This is a genomic window from Mycobacterium aquaticum (assembly GCF_002086485.1).
GTDB classification, from domain to species: domain Bacteria; phylum Actinomycetota; class Actinomycetes; order Mycobacteriales; family Mycobacteriaceae; genus Mycobacterium; species Mycobacterium aquaticum.
Genome location: NZ_MVHF01000050.1, coordinates 1 through 17740, shown reverse-complemented (window position 1 = coordinate 17740; position 17740 = coordinate 1). Strand labels below are relative to the sequence as shown.

General features: G+C 62.2%; 15 protein-coding genes and 2 pseudogenes. 12 read left to right on the top strand and 5 right to left on the bottom strand.

Annotated features, from left to right (window positions below; translation table 11 throughout):
- Positions 1 to 776 precede the first annotated feature (776 nt).
- Complete coding sequence (locus tag BST13_RS32000) at positions 777 to 1868, bottom strand: NAD(P)-dependent alcohol dehydrogenase (RefSeq protein WP_211296237.1); 1092 nt, start codon at positions 1866 to 1868, stop codon at positions 777 to 779.
- Positions 1869 to 2279: 411 nt separating this feature from the next.
- On the opposite strand from BST13_RS32000, the gene BST13_RS31995 reads away from it, so the two are divergent.
- The 9 genes and pseudogenes from BST13_RS31995 to BST13_RS39955 all read left to right on the top strand — a co-directional run bounded on the left by BST13_RS31995 (position 2280) and on the right by BST13_RS39955 (position 9799).
- Positions 2280 to 3497 (top strand): cytochrome P450, encoded by a 1218-nt coding sequence (locus BST13_RS31995; protein WP_245839894.1) that lies wholly within the window; start codon positions 2280 to 2282, stop codon positions 3495 to 3497.
- Position 3498: 1 nt separating this feature from the next.
- The gene (locus BST13_RS31990; protein ID WP_083169294.1) at positions 3499 to 3744 is read left to right on the top strand and encodes a ferredoxin; all 246 of its coding nucleotides are present in this window, start codon (positions 3499 to 3501) and stop codon (positions 3742 to 3744) included.
- Positions 3745 to 3798: 54 nt separating this feature from the next.
- A complete protein-coding gene (locus BST13_RS31985; protein WP_083169292.1) occupies positions 3799 to 5238 on the top strand; it encodes an aldehyde dehydrogenase family protein in 1440 nt (479 codons plus the stop codon).
- Positions 5239 to 6447: an NDMA-dependent alcohol dehydrogenase gene (locus tag BST13_RS31980; RefSeq protein ID WP_342744326.1), complete on the top strand. Its 1209-nt coding sequence runs from the start codon at positions 5239 to 5241 to the stop codon at positions 6445 to 6447. It abuts the gene before it with no gap.
- An 89-nt stretch (positions 6448 to 6536) separates the two neighbouring features.
- Positions 6537 to 8024 (top strand): aldehyde dehydrogenase, encoded by a 1488-nt coding sequence (locus BST13_RS31975; RefSeq protein WP_083169288.1) that lies wholly within the window; start codon positions 6537 to 6539, stop codon positions 8022 to 8024.
- Between the two features lie 202 nt (positions 8025 to 8226).
- Positions 8227 to 8505 (top strand): hypothetical protein, encoded by a 279-nt coding sequence (locus tag BST13_RS39965; RefSeq protein WP_245839893.1) that lies wholly within the window; start codon positions 8227 to 8229, stop codon positions 8503 to 8505.
- Positions 8442 to 8945: pseudogene (locus BST13_RS31970) on the top strand (tyrosine-type recombinase/integrase). The gene BST13_RS39965 and the pseudogene BST13_RS31970 overlap by 64 nt, the downstream one beginning before the upstream one ends.
- Before the next feature lie 159 nt (positions 8946 to 9104).
- Positions 9105 to 9536 carry a tyrosine-type recombinase/integrase gene (locus tag BST13_RS39960; RefSeq protein ID WP_245839892.1) on the top strand — a complete coding sequence of 144 codons (432 nt, stop codon included), beginning with the start codon at positions 9105 to 9107 and terminating at the stop codon, positions 9534 to 9536.
- A gap of 11 nt (positions 9537 to 9547) precedes the next feature.
- Positions 9548 to 9799, top strand: coding sequence for a hypothetical protein (locus tag BST13_RS39955; protein WP_245839891.1), 252 nt, complete (start codon positions 9548 to 9550; stop codon positions 9797 to 9799).
- A gap of 698 nt (positions 9800 to 10497) precedes the next feature.
- Here BST13_RS39955 and BST13_RS31960 read toward each other — a convergent pair.
- Both BST13_RS31960 and BST13_RS38840 read right to left on the bottom strand, forming a co-directional pair.
- Positions 10498 to 11466, bottom strand: a complete 969-nt coding sequence (locus tag BST13_RS31960) for a serine/threonine-protein kinase (RefSeq protein ID WP_083169372.1) — start codon at positions 11464 to 11466, stop codon at positions 10498 to 10500.
- Between the two features lie 370 nt (positions 11467 to 11836).
- Positions 11837 to 12268 (bottom strand): hypothetical protein, encoded by a 432-nt coding sequence (locus BST13_RS38840; RefSeq protein ID WP_142282885.1) that lies wholly within the window; start codon positions 12266 to 12268, stop codon positions 11837 to 11839.
- A gap of 808 nt (positions 12269 to 13076) precedes the next feature.
- Here BST13_RS38840 and BST13_RS38835 point away from each other — a divergent pair.
- Positions 13077 to 13808: a hypothetical protein gene (locus BST13_RS38835; RefSeq protein WP_142282884.1), complete on the top strand. Its 732-nt coding sequence runs from the start codon at positions 13077 to 13079 to the stop codon at positions 13806 to 13808.
- 145 nt (positions 13809 to 13953) lie between these two features.
- Here BST13_RS38835 and BST13_RS38830 read toward each other — a convergent pair whose 3' ends face one another.
- Both BST13_RS38830 and BST13_RS31950 read right to left on the bottom strand, forming a co-directional pair.
- A complete protein-coding gene (locus tag BST13_RS38830) occupies positions 13954 to 14580 on the bottom strand; it encodes a hypothetical protein (RefSeq protein WP_142282883.1) in 627 nt (208 codons plus the stop codon).
- Positions 14581 to 14791: 211 nt separating this feature from the next.
- Positions 14792 to 16045, bottom strand: a pseudogene (locus tag BST13_RS31950) (IS30 family transposase).
- A gap of 214 nt (positions 16046 to 16259) precedes the next feature.
- Here BST13_RS31950 and BST13_RS40240 point away from each other — a divergent pair.
- Positions 16260 to 16394 carry a hypothetical protein gene (locus tag BST13_RS40240; protein WP_281254776.1) on the top strand — a complete coding sequence of 45 codons (135 nt, stop codon included), beginning with the start codon at positions 16260 to 16262 and terminating at the stop codon, positions 16392 to 16394.
- Between the two features lie 763 nt (positions 16395 to 17157).
- Entirely contained in the window at positions 17158 to 17343 is a 186-nt protein-coding gene (locus BST13_RS31945; RefSeq protein ID WP_083169285.1) for a hypothetical protein, read from the top strand.
- Positions 17344 to 17740: the final 397 nt, after the last annotated feature.

The window sequence follows — 17740 nt, the reverse complement described above, 5'->3', positions numbered from 1 at the left end:
GCCGCGCCAGCTGCGCGACACCGAGAAGTGTTGAAGGCTATTTCGTCACCACATGAGAGTGGCGGAAGACGATGACCACCGATCGCGAAAATCAGGTGATTCCGCGGCTCCTCGTCGAGCCGTTCTTCCGCATCATCGAGGAAGGACTGCACGGTCTAACGAACGGCAGGGCGCCGCTTTGATCTGTTTGCTGAGGACACGGTCACTGGGCATGCAGTGACCCTCGCAGGCCGTCCGCCGAGCGTGGAGGGCAGACAGCAACTTGCCGAGCTCTGTCGGCTCTAGAGGCAACAGATCCGTCTCGACCGCTGGCTACGGACGTCGCTGTCTGCTACGACGCCGAGAAGGATCGTCGCTGCACCGGATGACGCGTCTGCAGGCCGCCCCCTCCGGGGCCAACAAGCAGTATGTCAACAGATACATTTCATTGGCGACCTTGCACGACGGCAAGAGCGGGCGTTGGCGCGACCACGTCTTCCTCTGTCTTCGACGCGCTCGGGCGGCCTACCTCCCAACCGGCGAGTGGAGTGTAGATGCTGGCGCTGACGGCAGCGGATGTCATGCGATCAAGCCACATGACACTTTCCCGGTTGCGCATCTCGGGGATACGAAACTAACGGGATGCGAAACTAGCCAGAATCTCAGTGGCTGAGTCGCGTCCGTTCAGTATTGGCTTCCTGTGGTCGAGGGCGAGCGATGCGGGCAGCAGCGTCGTCGGAATCCGAGGCAACGCTGATCGCCACGGTGGCTCGGCACGGACCAGCAACCAAGGCTCTCTAGAATACGAGGATTGGCTTTATAGTCTTGCCCGAGCTCATATCGGCGATCGCTTGGTTGATGTCCTCGAACGCGTACATCGTCATCATTTGGTCGAACGGGAGGCTTCCGCGTTGGTGCAGCCCCAGTAGTTCCGGGATCAGCAACTGCGGCACACACTGGCCTTCGATCAGAAAAGATACGGTGCGGCCCGGTGGCATCTGCGCGATATCCATTCCGCCAGGTCCCAGCCGTGCCCGGCTGTGCAACCCTAGGTGCCCGCCGATGCCCAACGACCGAGTTGCGGCTGACACGACGCGCGCGATCCCGGTCGTCTCAACTGCATAGTCGACGCCACCGCTGATCGCGACGACCTGATCCACGATGTCATCGGCATCTGCGTCCAGCGTATGTGTGGCGCCGAACGTGCGTGCACTGGTCAGTCGCTCGGCTTTGATGTCCATTGCGACAATGGGATCGCAGCCTCTGCTGGCCGCGGCCATGACTGCGCTGAGTCCGACGCTGCCGGCACCCCACACCGCGACAGAGGAGCCCGGCCGCGCGTCGAAGGCGGTCAGGATCGCACCAGCGCCGGTCTGCACCCCGCACCCTAGAGGTCCGAGTAAGCGCAACCGCTCCAACGACGTGTCATCAGGCAGCTTTATTGCATTACGCGGATGAGCAAGAGCGTGAGTGGCGAACGAGGACTGCTGGAAGAAGTGGCCGCATACTGGTCGACCGGACTCGCTGAGGCTGGTGCTGAAGTCGGCCCGGCGCCCGCTGCGGTTCAGCAGGGTGGATTCGGCGCAGTAAGCAGGGCTGCCCGCAAGACAGTGGCGACATGCCCCACAGCTGTCCCAGGTGAGCACTACCTTGTCGCCGACCGCGAGACCACGTACTGCTGAGCCGACCTGTTCGACGATGCCGCTGCCCTCGTGCCCTAACACTGCAGGCAGCTCCATGGGTGCCGGCGAGTCCCGGGCCATCAGATCGGTGTGGCAGATGCCGGTGGCGACCAGGCGGACAAGAAGTTCATCCGATCGCGGCTCATCCAGATCGAGCTCGACAATCTCTAGCTCGGAGCCAGGCACTCGGGCGACAGCGGCCGTCACTTGCACGATCGCACCTCTCAGCGATAGGCGAGCCGCAGCTCGCAACTTGGACTGCTCAGCGGCGGAACTGCACACCTCCAATGAGCAGGTTCACCGTGAGGCACGTCTGGCGAAGTGATCCCACGGCGCTTGTGCGTGCAGCGCCGCCGGGTTATGGCACCGCCACGCGTCTCTTGGTGTGCATTCGAAGTATCTGTATCCGTGGATTGGACGTTGCCATACTACGCTAGTGGTGTACCATGTCACAAATGATGTCAAAAGGTGACATCGATGCTCAAATAATGAGCATCACCTGATGTTGGCTATAGACGATCCAGTCGGCGCTGGCCGCGAATCTGACAGCGGTCGCCGAGTTGCTGACAGACGGCATCTCCGCGCTAAGCAACAACGAGCACCGCAGATGGAGTACATGTGACGACCACCAATATCCCGTCGTACGCCCTGGATCTGTTCACAGACGAGGCCATCGTCGAACCGTACGAGCACTACCGGGTGCTCCGTGACATGGGGCCGGTCGTCTGGCTGGAGCGGCATCAGATGTACGCAGTGCCGCGGTACGCCGAAGCCCGTGCCGTGCTCGGCGACGACGCAGTATTCCGCTCAGGTAACGCCGTAGCAATGACAGACGCGGTAAACGCCGCGATGCAGGGCGGCACCATCGCGAGCGATGGCGATGTTCACGCGCATCTGCGGCGGGTTGTCGCAGGGGGATTGACGCCTCGAGCGCTGCGCCCCATTCGCGAGACCGTGGAAGCCCGGGCTGCCGAATTGTCCTCGCATGTAGTGGGTTTGGGTTCCTTCGACGCTGTAACTGATTTGGCCCAGGCGCTGCCGCTGTCGATTGTTCCCGACTTCGTTGGTCTGCCAATGAATCGTCGCGGCCGATTACTCGAATGGGCCAGCGCCAACTTTGACGCCATGGGGCCGGCAAACGAACGATGTGTAGCGTCCCTTCCCAAAGTCACCGAAATGACCGACTTCGCCGCCGAGATTGTCAATGCGGGCGACGTGCTGCCCGGCACTCTCGCCGAGCGCGTCCTGCAGGCGGCCGAGCGTGGCGAGATCACGGAACATCAAACGGTGCGGCTGATGCTCGCCTATGTGGCGCCGTCACTGGACACGACGATTAGCGCGATCGGTAGCGCCATATACCTTTTCGCACAGAACCCCGAACAATGGCAGATCCTGCGCGAGGATCCATCGCTCGTGCCGGCTGCAGTCAATGAGATCGTTCGGTTTGAAACCCCAATACGCGCCCTTGGACGGCGAGCCGCGACAGATGTCGACATCTCCGGCGCGAGCCTCAACGCGGGTGATCACCTGCTAATACTCTACGCGTCCGCCAATCGCGATGAACGCCAATGGGATCGGCCCGATTCCTTCGACGTAACACGCAATGCGGCAGGGCAACTGGGATTTGGATACGGCGCGCATTCGTGCGGCGGACAGGGCCTGGCGCGAATCGAGATCGAATCGCTTCTGCTGGCACTCACTCAACGAGTGAGCAGGTTCGTGCTCACCGGAGAGCCGGTCCGGGCCGTGAACAACGCGATCCGCGCGTTCAGGAGTGTGCCGGTCCGCATCGAGACCAATACAACCAACGAGACTAAGGGCAGCCGAGGTAAATAGCGTGCGAATTACGGTGGACTTTGATCGATGTGAGGGCCATGGACTGTGTGAGCAGGCGGCGGAGGCAGTCTTCCAGCTCGACGATGACGGCAACCTCGTGCATCACTATGACGGCAAGGACGTACCAGAGGAATTGCAGGCCCGTGCTATCGACGCGGTATTCGCCTGCCCGGTAGCTGCTCTGTCGATCGAGCAGCCGACGGCTGAACGAGCGGTATCGCCCGGCAGCGATGCCAACGAACTGTAACCGTACGAGCCTGCGTGAGCTGGATAACTCAATCTCAATAGCAAGGAAGTAGCAATGACCGCTATGACCACCGATTCGACGCTATACATCGCCGGCGACTGGAAACCCGGCCATCGGGCGACGGTCGATGTCATCAACCCCGCCACCGAAGAGCTTCTGGCGACTGTGCCCCTGGCCGGGGCCGCCGACGCTGACACAGCAGTTTCGGCAGCAGTAGCCGTGCACGAATCTGGGGGCTGGGCGAGGCGTTCGTTTGCCGAACGCGCCGATGCGTTGGACGCCATCGCCGATGGGATAGAAAGCCGCCAGGCTGAATTCGATCGCTACTACATCGAGGATCTGGGCGGTCTGGCGACCTTCGCTCCGATGTTGAGCACCATCAGCATCGCCGTTTTCCGCGACGCGGCCCGCCTGGCTCGCGAGATGAGTGACGAGCCTGAAGTGCGCACCGGAAGTGGGGCGAAGGTCGCTATCCGCCGCACCCCGGTGGGACCGGTCCTGGCAATCGTGCCTTTCAATGGGCCACTACTTCTGGCGGCAGTCAAGGTTAGCAGCGCACTGGCCGCGGGCTGTCCGGTCATTTTGCGGGCCGACGTGCTGACCCCAATGGTGTCGTTCCTGCTCGCCGAGGTCCTGACCGAACTCGAACTTCCGCCGGGCCTGATCAGTATCTTCCCTGCCGACGTTGACATCAGTCGGCAGCTCGTCGCTCATCCAGGCATTGCACACATCTCGTTTACTGGAAGCACTGCGGTTGGCAAAGAAATCATGCGTGCGGCAGCACAGAACATGACCCGGTTGACCTTGGAGCTCGGGGGCAAGAGCGCTGCAATTGTGCTGGATGACATCGACCCCACCGGCGTCTCGATGTTCTATCCGGGTTGCTTGGCCCAGACCGGCCAGGTGTGCACCACATACAGCAGAATCCTCGTACCGTCGTCGCGGCTTGAGGACTGGACAACCGCATTCGGTGACTATTTCTCGTCACTGGTCATCGGGCCGCCCGGCAACGCGGCGACGATGATTGGGCCGCTGGCCTCAGCAGCGCAGCGAGACAGGGTGGAGCGCTACGTGGCACTGGCTCGCGAGGAGGGCACCGTGATCACGGGAGGACGCCGACCACCGCAGTTCGATCGGGGCTTCTGGTACGAGCCAACGCTCGTTGCTGGTGTGCTTCCGGATGCAAGGGTCGCCCAGGAGGAGGTGTTTGGTCCGGTCATCGTGTTGCTGCCCTATAACGATGTCGACCAAGCGATCCAGATCGCCAATGGCACCGGCTACGGCTTGGCGGGCGGCGTATTCACCGGTGATATCGCGCGCGGCGAGCAGGTCGCGTCTCGCCTGCACGCTGGGGTGACGAACATCAACAACTTCGGCGCCACCTTCCTTGAACCTCTCGGCGGCTTCGGGCAGTCCGGGATGGGCCGTGAAGGAGGGGTGGAGGGAATCCAGGCGCTGATGGAGATCACCCAGCTTCAGTACCCACCGGCATGAATGCTTACTCGCCGCCCACCGCCACATGTAACCACCAGCAGTCCCACCCCGTCCAATGAGCATTGCTGGACCCACGTCCGGCCCAAAGAGAGGTGTCAGATGAAAACCAAGGCAGCTGTACTGACTGGCCTTCATCAGGAATATCAGGTTCGGGAAATTGATGTCGCGGAACCCCGTGCGGGCGAGGCCCTGGTCCGGATGAAGGTGTCGGGTCTGTGCCATTCCGACGAGCACAACAAGTGCGGTGGTACGAGCCTTCCTATCGTCGGTGGCCATGAGGGTTCTGGCGTTGTCGAGGCTGTCGGGCCGGGGGTTACTCGGCTCGAAGTCGGTGATCACGTGGGGGTTTCCTGGATCCCCAGTTGCGGTCGGTGCCGTTGGTGCGTTACCGGCCATAGCAATTTGTGCGACCTGGGCGCCAATCTGGCCACCGGTGTGCTGGCCAATGGTGGCCTGCGCTACAGCATGGACGGAGTCCCCATCGGCGGCATCGCGGCGACCGGAACGTTCTCACAGTTCCTCGTTGCCGATGAGCGCTCATTGGTGAAGGTGGACAAGGACATTCCGCTGGAATGGGTATCGCTAGTCACTTGCGGCGTGACAACCGGCTGGGGCTCAGTCGTCAACGCCGGTCAGGTACGCGAAGGCGATGTGGTCGCCATCTACGGCTGCGGCGGGATCGGCTCGAGCGCGGTGCAGGCCGCCGTCAATTCCGGCGCTCAGACGGTCGCGGCAGTCGATCCCGTCGCAATGAAACTCGAGTTCGCTCAGAAACTCGGGGCAGACCGCACCTACGACAACGCCGCCGATGCCCACACCGACATCCTCGCGTTGACGTGCGGGGTGGGTGCCGACGTCGCCGTCGTGACCGTCGGCAAGGTGACCAGTGAGGTCGTGCGTGCTGCCTTCGACATCACCCGCAAGGGCGGGACGGTCGTGCTCACCGGGGTGTCCGACTACTACGACGACAACACAATTGAGCTACCCGGCACATGGCTCACCCTCTTCCAGAAGAAACTGGTCGGCACGCTATACGGGAACTGCAATCCCCACGTGGACATACCGCGGCTGCTGGGCCTAGCGAAGCGCGGGAAGTTGCGGCTGGACGACTTCATCACCCGGCGCTACACCCTCGACCAGATCAACCAGGGCTACGCGGATCTGCTGGCGGGACACAACATCCGGGGCGTCATCCTCCACGACGACTGATCACCAGTTGGTCGTCGCGCCCTGCGGCGCGCATCTTGCCAACCCGCTCGCGCAGACCCGCGCACCAGCAATGCCCGCTAGGAGGGAACATGACTTCTCGAACCACTGCCGATAGCCCGCTCCTGCATCCGCGAGAGCTTTTTGTGGACGGACAGTGGGTCGCTCCGTCCCGAGACGACGTCATCGAGGTCATCGATTCCAACGATGAGTCGATCTATCTCACCGTCGCAGCGGCAGGTAAAGACGATGTGGCTCGGGCTGTCACCGCAGCACGTACGGCGTTCGACGAGGGGCCGTGGCCGCGAATGACACACGCGCGACGCGCTGAATATGTGCGGCGACTGGCCGACGGATTGCGATCCCGTGCGGCACTTTTGGCCGATGCGTGGCCCCGCGAATCCGGGGCGCTATATTCCGTGGCCCAGGGCACCGGCGAGTTCTACGCGGGCGTGCTCGACTTCTATGCCGATGTGGCGTCGGACTTCGCGTGGGAGGAGCAAGCGCCGACAACGCCGGGAGCCGGCTTCAGCATGATCGTGCGGGAGCCGGTGGGCGTGGTAGGCGCCATCGTGCCGTGGAACAGCCCGCTGGGGCTGGCGATCCACAAGATTGCCCCCGCGCTGCTGTCAGGTTGCACTATTGTCCTCAAGGCTGCGCCCGAAGCGCCGACGATGGTGTACATCCTGGCCGAGTGTGCCGAAGATATCGGCCTGCCCGCCGGAGTACTGAATGTGGTCACAGCCGACCGAGAGGCATCGGAGTCTCTGGTCACCGATCCGCGGGTGGATAAGATTGCCTTCACGGGCTCAACCGTCGCCGGGCGACGCATCGCGTCGCTGATGGGTCAGCGGATCGGCCGGGTCACCCTTGAGCTCGGCGGTAAGTCGCCGGCGGTCATCCTCGATGACGCTGACCTTGGCCAGGCTGCGTCGGCGATTGCGCAGGCCGAATGCCACCTCACCGGCCAAAGCTGCGCCTCCCTGACTCGCCTGATCGTCACGCGCGCCCGGCACGATCATTTCGTTGAGGCATTGTCTGCCGCGTTCTCAGCTAAGAAGGTAGGCAATGCTTTCGACCCCGCCTCGCAGATGGGCCCATTGGTCTCAGCCCGTCAACGTGATCGAGTCCTGGGATACATCAACCAAGGTGTGGATTCCGGCGCACGTTTAGTCGTCGGTGGTGGCCGGCCCGCCGCCCTGGACCGTGGTTACTTCATCGAACCGACCGTCCTAGCGGAGGTAGATAACTCCTCCGTCGTCGCGCAAGACGAGATTTTTGGTCCAGTTCTCACCGTCCTGCCCGCGCGCGATGAGGCCGACGCAATACGGATCGCCAACGACACGATCTACGGCCTCAACGCGAGCGTGTTCACTCCCGACGTGGACCGGGCCCGGCACGTTGCACGCCAGCTGCGTTCCGGCACCGTTGGCCACAACGACTTCAGGCTCGATGCCCGAATCGCCTTCGGCGGCTTTAAACAGTCCGGCCTCGGCCGTGAAGGTGGCCGCGAGGGATTCCGCCCCTATCTGGAGACCAAAGTCGTCATCCTGGACGCACCGCCGGAGGGCTACCGCTGATAGAGATATAGGTTGAGTTAGTCCTTCTCAAGCGCCACCGGAGGTGTCAGGAACGGGTCTGTATGTGGATTCCTTTTGGGTCTGTGTGTTGACGCACGTGGACCTAGTGACACACCCCGGAGGTCTTGTTGTGTCTGTGCATGTAGCTCCAGTCACGTCGTCCACGGGCGTCGACCCGGCCAGCACCGTCGCACCGAGGCGAATGACCATCGCTCGCGGCTTTGTCCAGCACATGGCCGCCATCGATGCGCGTACTGAGGTTCCACCGGCCGGCTTGCTCGCGTTCCGTCGGCAGCGCCATACCCCGTTCATCTTCAGCGATAACGACATCGAGGCCGTTCTCGGCGAAGCCCGTGGACTGCGTTGGCGGCTGCCGTCGACCACCCATGAAACATCGGGCTACTCGCTGTCACCGGTATGCGCGTCGGCGAGGCCATCCGGCTCGATCGTGGCGACATTGATTGGGTCGAAGGTGTTCTGACTATCCGGGAATCGAAGTTCGGCAAGTCCCGACTGGTGCCGTTGGCCCCGACGGCGGTGGACGCACTGCGCCGCTAGCGAACCCGCGACCAACACGGCCCACACCCCACGTCAGCAAGCTTCTTCGTTTCCGTTCGCGGTGCCCGCATGGTTTACCCGACCGTCCACGTCGTATTCCGAAAGATATGCACGGCAACGAGAATCGGCGCCGATGCCGATCCACCACCCCGCATTCACGACCTGCGGCACACGTTCGCGGTTCGGACCCTGCTCAACTGGTATCGCACCGGCGCGGACGTCGAAGCGAAACTGCCGACGCTGTCGACCTACCTCGGGCACCGCGACCCTCGCTCGACCTACTGGTATCTGTCGGCAACGCCCGAGCTGCTGATGCTGGCTGCCCGCCGGCTGGAACTGGCCAAAACGGCGGTGCCACGATGAGCGCGATCGCACCGACGCTGCAGAGTTTCTTCACCGAACGGCTGGTCAAACAACGCCGGGTCAGCCAACGCACGATCAGCTCCTACCGCGACTCGGTCAAACTCCTGCTGGAGTTTCTGCAACAACGAACCGGCACTGCTCCCAGCGCCTTGGACTTGGGTGGATCTGAATGTCGAGGCCATCAGCGCGTTCCTCGACGACCTCGAATCAACCCGTCACAACGGGCCACGCAACCTACGATTGACTGCGATCCGGTTGCTGTTCACCTACGCTGCCCTGCGCCATCCCGAGCATGCGGCGCTCATCCAGCAGGTTCTGGCCATCCCGGCCAAACGTTTCGACACGCAGCTCGTGTCGTTCCTGACCGCCACCGAGCGCAACGCACTCATTGCGGCGCCCGATCGGAATCGATGGGAAGGCCGCCGAGACCGGGCACTGCTGGTACTTGCGCTGCAGACCGGGCTACGCGTCTCGGAACTGACCGGATTGAACTGCGGCGACATCACTTTCGGCGACGGAGCCAACGTTCAATGCCTAGGCAAGGGCCGTAAACATCGGGCCGTGCCGCTGACCACCTCACCCGGTCGGTGATGCGGGTCTGGATGACCGAGCGTGCAGGACAACGCAACGAACCCGCGTTCCCGACCCGAACCGGGCGGCGCCTGAGCACCGACGCCGTCGAACGACTCGTCCGCGAACACGCCACCACCGCCGCAGCCAACCTAAGAACTACCGCACAGGGTGGATACCTTTGTCTGGCCACCAGCGGATACTTCAACCTGGCCATTGACAGCAGGCGGTCGATTCGTGGTGGTGAGCTGATCTGGATTTCGGCGGCCGTGGTGGACCGCTGAGAGGCCGGTGCTCACACCGATCCCGGCACCGCTGTCTGACGCCCGTATAGCTGCTAAGCGGTCGAATCGTGGTGTGTAGGCAGTGGCTCCGGCGCGGGTTTCGCCAGCGCTGCGCGGTCAGCCGACGGGAGTGATACCTGACTTCGATATCGCGAAGCCTCTGCCTGAGCCGACGGTGCAGGTGACACCACGTGATTCCGACAAGCAGGTGAATGGACCTAATCCGGTCGTGTGGCTATAGGGCAGTGTCGGTTCGCCTTGCGGTGGGTTGCTCAGGCAGCTGTCGCCTTCTGTGCAGACCGATGTGAGCACACCATTCGAGTTCATCGAAACGTTCTGTGGCGGACTGATCGACATGCAGTAGGTCGAGTCTGGGATCCCGCCGCGCCGGTAGTTGATTTCGCAGCTGATGTTTCCTGAGGGCGACTGAAAGAACTGGACGTCTGATGTGTCGCACCAATCGCACGGGTGAGCCGCGTCGCTCACCAGGCCTGGTTTGGGCGTCGGTATGGCAACGGTCGGACTCGGGGCCGTCACGGCGGTCGGAGCAGGCGGTACTGCCGGTGGCGGGATCGCTGCTGGCGTCGACGGCGGCGGGGCAGCGTTCGTGGTGGTCGGCGTGACGGCCGGGCCCGCTTGCCGGCTGCCCTCCGAGAACCGCCAGGCCAGCACAGCCCCGCCGACGAGCAGCACGGCGGCTACCCCCCAAAGGCTGCCCAGGTGACCCGTGACCTGTTTTGCGCCCGTCGTACCGGAGGAGAGGCGGTTTCAAACCGGTGCGCGCGAGGTGCCAGTTCCGTCGACGCATGCGCAGACGCCGCTCCTGCCCCGATCGACTCCTCGGCCAAGGCATGCGCAAACGCCGCGCAGGACGCGAATCGGTCTGACGGATTCTTGGACAACGCAATCCGGAGCACCGGATCAAGTCCGGCGCAGTCCGGTCGCCGAGTCCCCAGCGCCGGCGCAACCGTGTTGAGGTGACGACTGATGACTACAGCCGGGTTCGAGTGGGCGAACAACTGCTCGCCAGCCAGGAGATGGTAGGCGGTCGCAGCCAAGGCGTACTGGTCGGCTCGCCCGTCCATCTCCTCGCCCATCAACTGCTCCGGAGCGGCGTAGGCCACGGTCCCGATCGTCATGTTGGTCGCCGTGATGCCGCTGGTGTCATCGATCGGCCGGGCGATACCGAAGTCGGCGAGGAAAACCGATCGGTCATCACCGTCGAAATCAGCGACAATGATGTTGGCGGGCTTCACATCTCGGTGCAGCAGACCCCTTTTGTGGGCATAGTCCAATGCATTGGCGACAGCGGTAACGATGGAGATGACGAGTTCGGTGGGCATGCCGGCCGGATAGCGCTGTTCGACCAGTTTCGCTATGTCGATGCCGTCGATGAAGTCCATGGCGATCCACAGCCGACCATCCTGTTCGCCACGGTCGTGTATCCCAACAATGTGAGGATGGCGCAGGCTGGCGGCCACGTCGGCTTCACGGATAAATCGCTCGTGAAACGAGATATCGCCGGAAACCTCAGGCCGCAGAACCTTGAGAGCATCGCGGCGCGGCAGACGCGGATGCTGAACCAGGTAAACCTCACCCATGCCTCCTGCGCCCAGCAACCGCTCAATTCGGTACTCAGCGAAGCTCCCACCGATCCGCAGCGACATGGGCGAATGGTAGCTGCTGCCTGATGCGCCCAGATCCTCGGTGAACCGCGAGTGCGGCGACACCCGCGCCAATGGCACGTCAGTCACGTCTTCGATCGCGACCGCCCGGGTCGCCGACACCTCCTACCAGAGCTTGACGTCCACAACCGCCCCGGACGTACCGGACGCCGGGACCGAACTCGGCGGACTCGCCCAACGACCGCGCCAGAACACCGCGAGCAGGCAACCAACATGCCGTCGAGATCGCCGCACACACACAACTCATACCTACGATCGGATTCGGCGATTTTCCCCGGTCGAACTGGCGGGCAAGCGCGAGATGGCTCGAAGTTATATGGCTGTGTGTATTTTGCCGCCGCACTGCGGATAATCATTTGGGATATCCCGGTGGAGCGCCTGGCGGCTGGTTACAGGTCCAGCCGACGGCCACCCCGTAGAGCGCCAGAATCTGATCGCGCGGTGTGGTCATGCTCATCTTGTCGATGATCTTGTCGTAATCCCCGCCCACCCACAGCTGGTCGCAAATCTTCCACGCGTTGTCGTTGGCCACCGCCACAGGCCAATCGCCCAACCCCGCGTTATGAAGCCGGTTGAGCCAGTCCGTTGGACCATCTTCGGCGATTACCTGATCCACCGTCTTGGGTGGGCCGGGCTGAACGGTCACGGTAGTGGCTGCCACGGTGGTCGTAAGGGTGGTAGTCACCGTCGTCGTTGATTCAGCGGTAACTGCCTTATAGGAAGACGCGCAACTGACCGCACACAGCGCGACCGAGGCCAGGGCGGTGATGGCGGCGATTTGCATCGAGGGGACATCTCCTAGCGAGGGGTGCCGGCCCAGGAACACTACCGGACGGCCCGCGCCGCTACGAAGGGGATATCGAGGGGGCCCAGCGGCACGTCCAGCCATGAAGAGATGTCATCGTTACACCGAGCATTCGACGAGCTAGACCTAAAGGTGAGGCCCAGACAGCGGCCAGCGCACACGTCGCGGTCAGGGACAGTGCACGGCTCAAGGTGGACGGCAAGATGCCGCGATCGCCGAATTCATCACCGCGACACTGCGAAGTTGATACGGGCAAGGGGTGTGTCTGATAAGTGGGGTAGCCAGATTGTGACCGCCTTTGGTGCGCGCCACGGACCTCCACGAAGGCGGATGTGCGCGCCTCTCGCATGCTGATGCACTACGGCTGGACTTCGGCGGCTCGTCGACGTCCTGACGATGCCCCCAACCATGGACAGCTGTGCGCAAGTCCAGCCGATCGACCCCATCGGCCTGGGGACGGACGTGCAGTCCCAGGTAGGCCGAAAACAAGTCACGTTCTTCTCGAATGCCGCACTCGCAGGGGTGAACCCGTTGCGACAGCGACTTTTTCGTACGGTCCCCGCACAGACAGGCTCGCCGGGGCCGTGGCGCGGGGGTGTACTCGTATGTGGCATGAACAACCTCGACTGATGGATTAAGTAATGCGACGCGCCAACGGTAAACTCGTCTGAGCCAAAACCAGTTCTAACCAGCGCACGTATCCACTCAGCGCATAGCCACACCCGGTACACCATCGCCAACTGGACCTGCGAAATGGATTATCAGCGCGCCAGTTAAGCTGCGGGACATGCGGGCATCAACCAAAGCAGTTACCTCAATAGCACTCTTCGTCGCGCTATCCGGATGCGGTAATGATAAAGCTCCAGCGACAACAGATACGGTCACAAGCCCGCTGGCAAAGACCGGCACCCCCGTTTCGCCTCGCAGCGAGACGGCGATTTCCGCGCCTCCCGTCGACAATACGGGCGAACCTGCGCCGCGCGGACTTCTTTCCAAAGAGTCTTATTGGAACGAAATGTTCCAGACGGTATCCGTCTCTGACTGCATCGGCCAGGGCGACAGAAAACGCGGTGTCGCCGCAGCTGATCGCGGCTGGCGCCTCCCCAACGGCGCACTTGTCTGCGCTTCAGATCCAACGGTCGGTGTCTGGGGAGACCGCCTCATCAACGCTGTCGTGTATTTCGAGCCACCGACTGACGCCACCACCGCAATCGCGACATCCGCAAGCCTCCTACCATCCGATATTCAGCAAGTCGGTTCTGTCGAACAAGTCAATCTCGACTGGTCGCTTTTCCGGGGATCAGGATCGTGCAAATACCTGACTTTCGAATCAAATGCACTAGCCGCGGCAGTACACGGTGCCGTTCCGGACTGGACAGGTCTGGCGGAGAGGGCTGACGTAAAGCTCTATTCTGGCAACGTTATCGTGCCCGATGGTTCCGACCAAATGTATCGGGCCGACTCCATACACGCGGCCACTATCAGCATAGCGAGCAGCGCAACCAATCCAGGCTGCTAGGTCGCAGCACCCACCAATCCGCCCCTGGCGTCTATCGGCGCGGGCCCGCACGCTAAGTCGGCCCAAACTGGGTTAAACCAGCCAATCAATACTCAACCGATTCGTGTAGCGTGAGCCGCCAAGACGCCCCAGCCCCTGGTGAGATTTAACCTGCGCGAGTATTGCCGCAAGGATCGCCGATGGGGAATGGAATCATGTTGTTGACTCCATTGCAAAATCCGCTGAATACATCGCTCTGATTTTCTCTGCTGGGATTCATAATTGCGGTGGGTATGTCACTTATTCCGCAACCGATCAGCTGCGCTGCCGAAACAAGTCCCAGACCAGGCACTTTCTTCAACTCAGCGAATCGATCTGCCGCGGGCACAATGTAATCAAGATTCGACCAGGCGTCACTCAATTGTTGGCATGATCCGTCGACAGATGGAGCTGTGTCGACCGCGGGTGGTAACTGAGGCTGCTGCGGTAACTCCACCGGCGCCAAAGGCGTTGACTGAACGCCCTGACAAGCGAGAATGACGTTGCTCATATTCCGCTGATCGTTGATGTCCTGTGTGGCCAGTTCGAGGTCGCCGTTCGGTCCGTATTGCTGCTGATGCTCCCCGACGCGCTGCGAAGAGGCGACGATCGCCTGTTGAAGCGCATCCTTTCCGGCCTGGGTGCTCATGTCGTAGGGGCACGCCGGTTCTGCAGCGGCCGACGGAACGAAGCCGATGCACGCGAACGCCGCGGCCGCAGCACTTGTTCCGACCAGTGCTACAAGAATTTTCATCAATCGATCCCCTCGATTCGCACGGCACTGGGAGACGTTCCAGCTGCAAGGTCCCGGTCAAACTAGCACCCGTAGCTCGTATCAAATCAAGATTGCTGAGCTACGTAGGGCTAATTTTCATCCGTTCGGCTGACAAGACTGCAAACCATCCCAAATCCTGCGTGTCAGCGGCACGTGAATTCTGACCCCGGCGCGGCAAGGTGGGTTCTAGTCATCGTCGCAACGTTTGATGATCCGGTGAGGCTAGCAGGGCGTTGAAAAGCTCGGCGGGAGTGCGGTCTCCGAGGACGCGGCGGGGTCGGTTGTTGATCTCGTTCTCAACGGCGCGCAGGTGCTCGACCGAGTGGTGACTGAGGCCGGTTCCCTTGGGAAAGTACTGGCGCAGCAATCCGTTGCTGTTCTCGTTGCTTCCGCGCTGTCACGGCGAGTGTGAGTCGCAGAAGTAGACCGGCGCTCCGAGATCGGCGGTGATGTCGACGTGGCGTGCCATCTCGATGCCCTGGTCCCAGGTGATCGACCGCACCAGAGAGGGCGGTAGCTCGGCCACCGACGCGGTGATGGCGGCGCGCAGGCTGTCGGCGTCCCGACTGGGAAGGTGCAGCAGTCTGACGAGCCGGGTCTGCCGCTCAACGAGGGTACCGATCACCGATCCCTGGTTTTTGCCCACGACGAGGTCACCTTCCCAATGCCCAGCCTGGCTGCGATCGGTAGGTTCGAAGGGGCGTTGATGGATGGAGAGCATCGGCTGCGCGAACCGCGGGCGCCTGCAACTCGAGCGTTGGTGCGCCTTTCGGTGATCACGTCCAGTCCGAAGCGGACCTCGTTGCGAGGTAGGAACTTTCGATGGTCTGATGATCAGCGAACCGGGCTGATAGACGGCTTGGTAGATGCTCTCGTGACATAACCACATCGACCGATCGTCGGGGAACTGGCGGCGCAGGTGGCGAGCGATCTGCGGTGGACTCCACCGCTGTGTGAGCAATTCGGCGACCGCCTCAAGTAGTTCCGGATTCGACTCGACACGACGCGGGTGTCGACGTGCCCGGCGCATGACGGCCCTGCGGTGGGCCTCGAACGGTCGATACGCGCCGTCGCGGCGGCCGTTGCGACGCAGCTCCCGCGACACCGTCGACGGGGCTCTGCCGACCTTATCGGCGATCTGGCGGATGCTCAGACCGGTCCGACGTAGATCGGCGATCTCGATGCGTTCGTCCTGAGAGAGATACCGCGGACTCACTTGACGTACAGCCAAGCGATCCAGCGCCGGCACAAACCCGACGGCCTTGCCGCCCTGGTAGGTCTTGTATCCGCGTACCCAGTTGTTTGCTGCGGTCCGCGAAACGCCGACTTCGCGACCCGCGGCAGAAATCGACCAGCCTTTGGCTCGAAGCTCCATAAACCTCTGGCGCTTGGCTGATTGCGGTCGGCGACCCGGCCCCTTTTTAACCCGACGAGATGACGTCAACACAACCTCCAGAACCTAGAGAAGTGTTGCGACAACCCCTAGAAACCACCCTGCCGCTAGGGGGTCAATTTTCAACCGCCGCCGACAATCCAGATCGTCGGCGGAATCGCCATGTTCATCCCCCGGCTACGCCCGCTGGCCCGCTGGACCAAACCTGGCGATGCCGGTACGACCCTGCTCGCCGCGATCGCCCAAACCCAGCCATCCCGATCACGTGCATGCATTGGGCCTCAACCCGAAGCTCGTCATCGCCCGCATCCCGGCACCAATCCTGGGCAGCCACCGCCGCCGGGTGGGCGGCAAGCTACTCATCACGGGTAATCCGGGCGTTGTCGGCCTCACGTTCTGAGTCTCCGCTGTGGTTGCGAATCAGCTGCGTGACGTTGTCGGGGTTTCTGGTGTTCAACCCTGCGACGATTGCCTTGGCAGCCGTTTCTTCCACTTCAGGGGTGTAGTCGCGCATCCCGTATGAGTCGTGGCCACCGTAGGGGTTTCTGCTGTCGATGATGTACCAGTACCAGCCAGTACCAGAACCACCCAACAAGCCCGCTCAGCACGAGCACGGCGAGAACGCCCGCCGCGGTCAGCGCAGCCTCTCGGGTGCTGGTTATGACCGGCATCGTCGTCACTCCGGGGTAGGTCAGGTGGATGTGTTATGGCCCGCCGAGGAGCTGGTACTCGGTCCAGCTCCCGCCTTTGCACCGCAAATAGACACCGATTCCATCGCGCGTCCCGCACGGTAACCCATCGGGCCCGTCCTGCACCGCCGCGGCACGGGAAGGGAACCCGCCGAACGACGTGCCGATTGAGTTGCCCCGCGGCGTCGAATTCTATTGTCCCGCTGACCTCTTGAGCGGGTTCGATCTGGGCTGAGAACGGGGATGTCTAGGCGCGGCCCCGCGGTTGCCCGGAGCGGGGGAGAGCCGCCTTACCAGACACTAGCGGTCTATCGGTGGTTGCGCCGGCCTCGTAGAGCGAAGGGTATGAACGTGCTGTTGTCTACGGGCGATGCCATTATGGTTGTCGGCGCCGGTGAGAATCTGAGCAACCTTCGATGGGAGAGTGCCGAATGATCGAGTTCACGTCGGAATCGTGGTTCACGATCACTGGCCGTGGTCGGCGCGCTGGTCGACCTAGACCAGCTGGCAAACCGAACGATGCAGATCGGCGATCGCGTCAGGATCGACGGAACTGAATACATCGTTGAGCACTGGGACGTAGCCCGGATGGCAGACCCCAATGCCAAGTTGAGACTGGGCATCATGGTCCGCGAAGCCACGCGCGACAATGCCGGTTGATCAGGTCCGGTTTAACTCGTTGTGTCAGTGCTGAACTCGTTGGTCGCCACAGCCTGCGAGTGGGATCGCGCCGACCACTGTTAGACGACGGTCGGCGCACTCGCCATCGTCGAGAGTAATTGAGCTCGCGTTGAGGAAACCGGCGAGCGGCGACCGGCACGTACCGAATTGTCGTAGCCGGTGGCAGCTTACGGCAGTCGACAACCGATTCTGCAACCGTGTTGGCTGGCTAGTCCGGGGGCCGAGGCTTGGTCTGAACAGAATAATTCTTGGGATCCCAACACTAGGGGATTGGTCTCAATGAAGTTGTCACCCAACATGTTGTCCATTCTCATTGAATGTGGGGCACGATTACGCCGCTGACTTGCGATGCCCCAGATTGAGTGAGAATTTCGGT

Bases quoted from the DNA above. Each gene is read 5' to 3' on its own strand.
- BST13_RS31985 (WP_083169292.1), top strand. From the start codon at position 3,799: ATGACCGCTATGACCACCGATTCGACGCTATACATCGCCGGCGACTGG.
- BST13_RS38840 (WP_142282885.1), bottom strand. From the start codon at position 12,268: ATGCAAATCGCCGCCATCACCGCCCTGGCCTCGGTCGCGCTGTGTGCG.
- BST13_RS31980 (WP_342744326.1), top strand. From the start codon at position 5,239: ATGCTTACTCGCCGCCCACCGCCACATGTAACCACCAGCAGTCCCACC.
- BST13_RS38830 (WP_142282883.1), bottom strand. From the start codon at position 14,580: ATGAAAATTCTTGTAGCACTGGTCGGAACAAGTGCTGCGGCCGCGGCG.
- BST13_RS31975 (WP_083169288.1), top strand. From the start codon at position 6,537: ATGACTTCTCGAACCACTGCCGATAGCCCGCTCCTGCATCCGCGAGAG.
- BST13_RS39965 (WP_245839893.1), top strand. From the start codon at position 8,227: ATGACCATCGCTCGCGGCTTTGTCCAGCACATGGCCGCCATCGATGCG.
- BST13_RS38835 (WP_142282884.1), top strand. From the start codon at position 13,077: ATGCGGGCATCAACCAAAGCAGTTACCTCAATAGCACTCTTCGTCGCG.
- BST13_RS31960 (WP_083169372.1), bottom strand. From the start codon at position 11,466: ATGTCGCTGCGGATCGGTGGGAGCTTCGCTGAGTACCGAATTGAGCGG.
- BST13_RS39955 (WP_245839891.1), top strand. From the start codon at position 9,548: ATGACCGAGCGTGCAGGACAACGCAACGAACCCGCGTTCCCGACCCGA.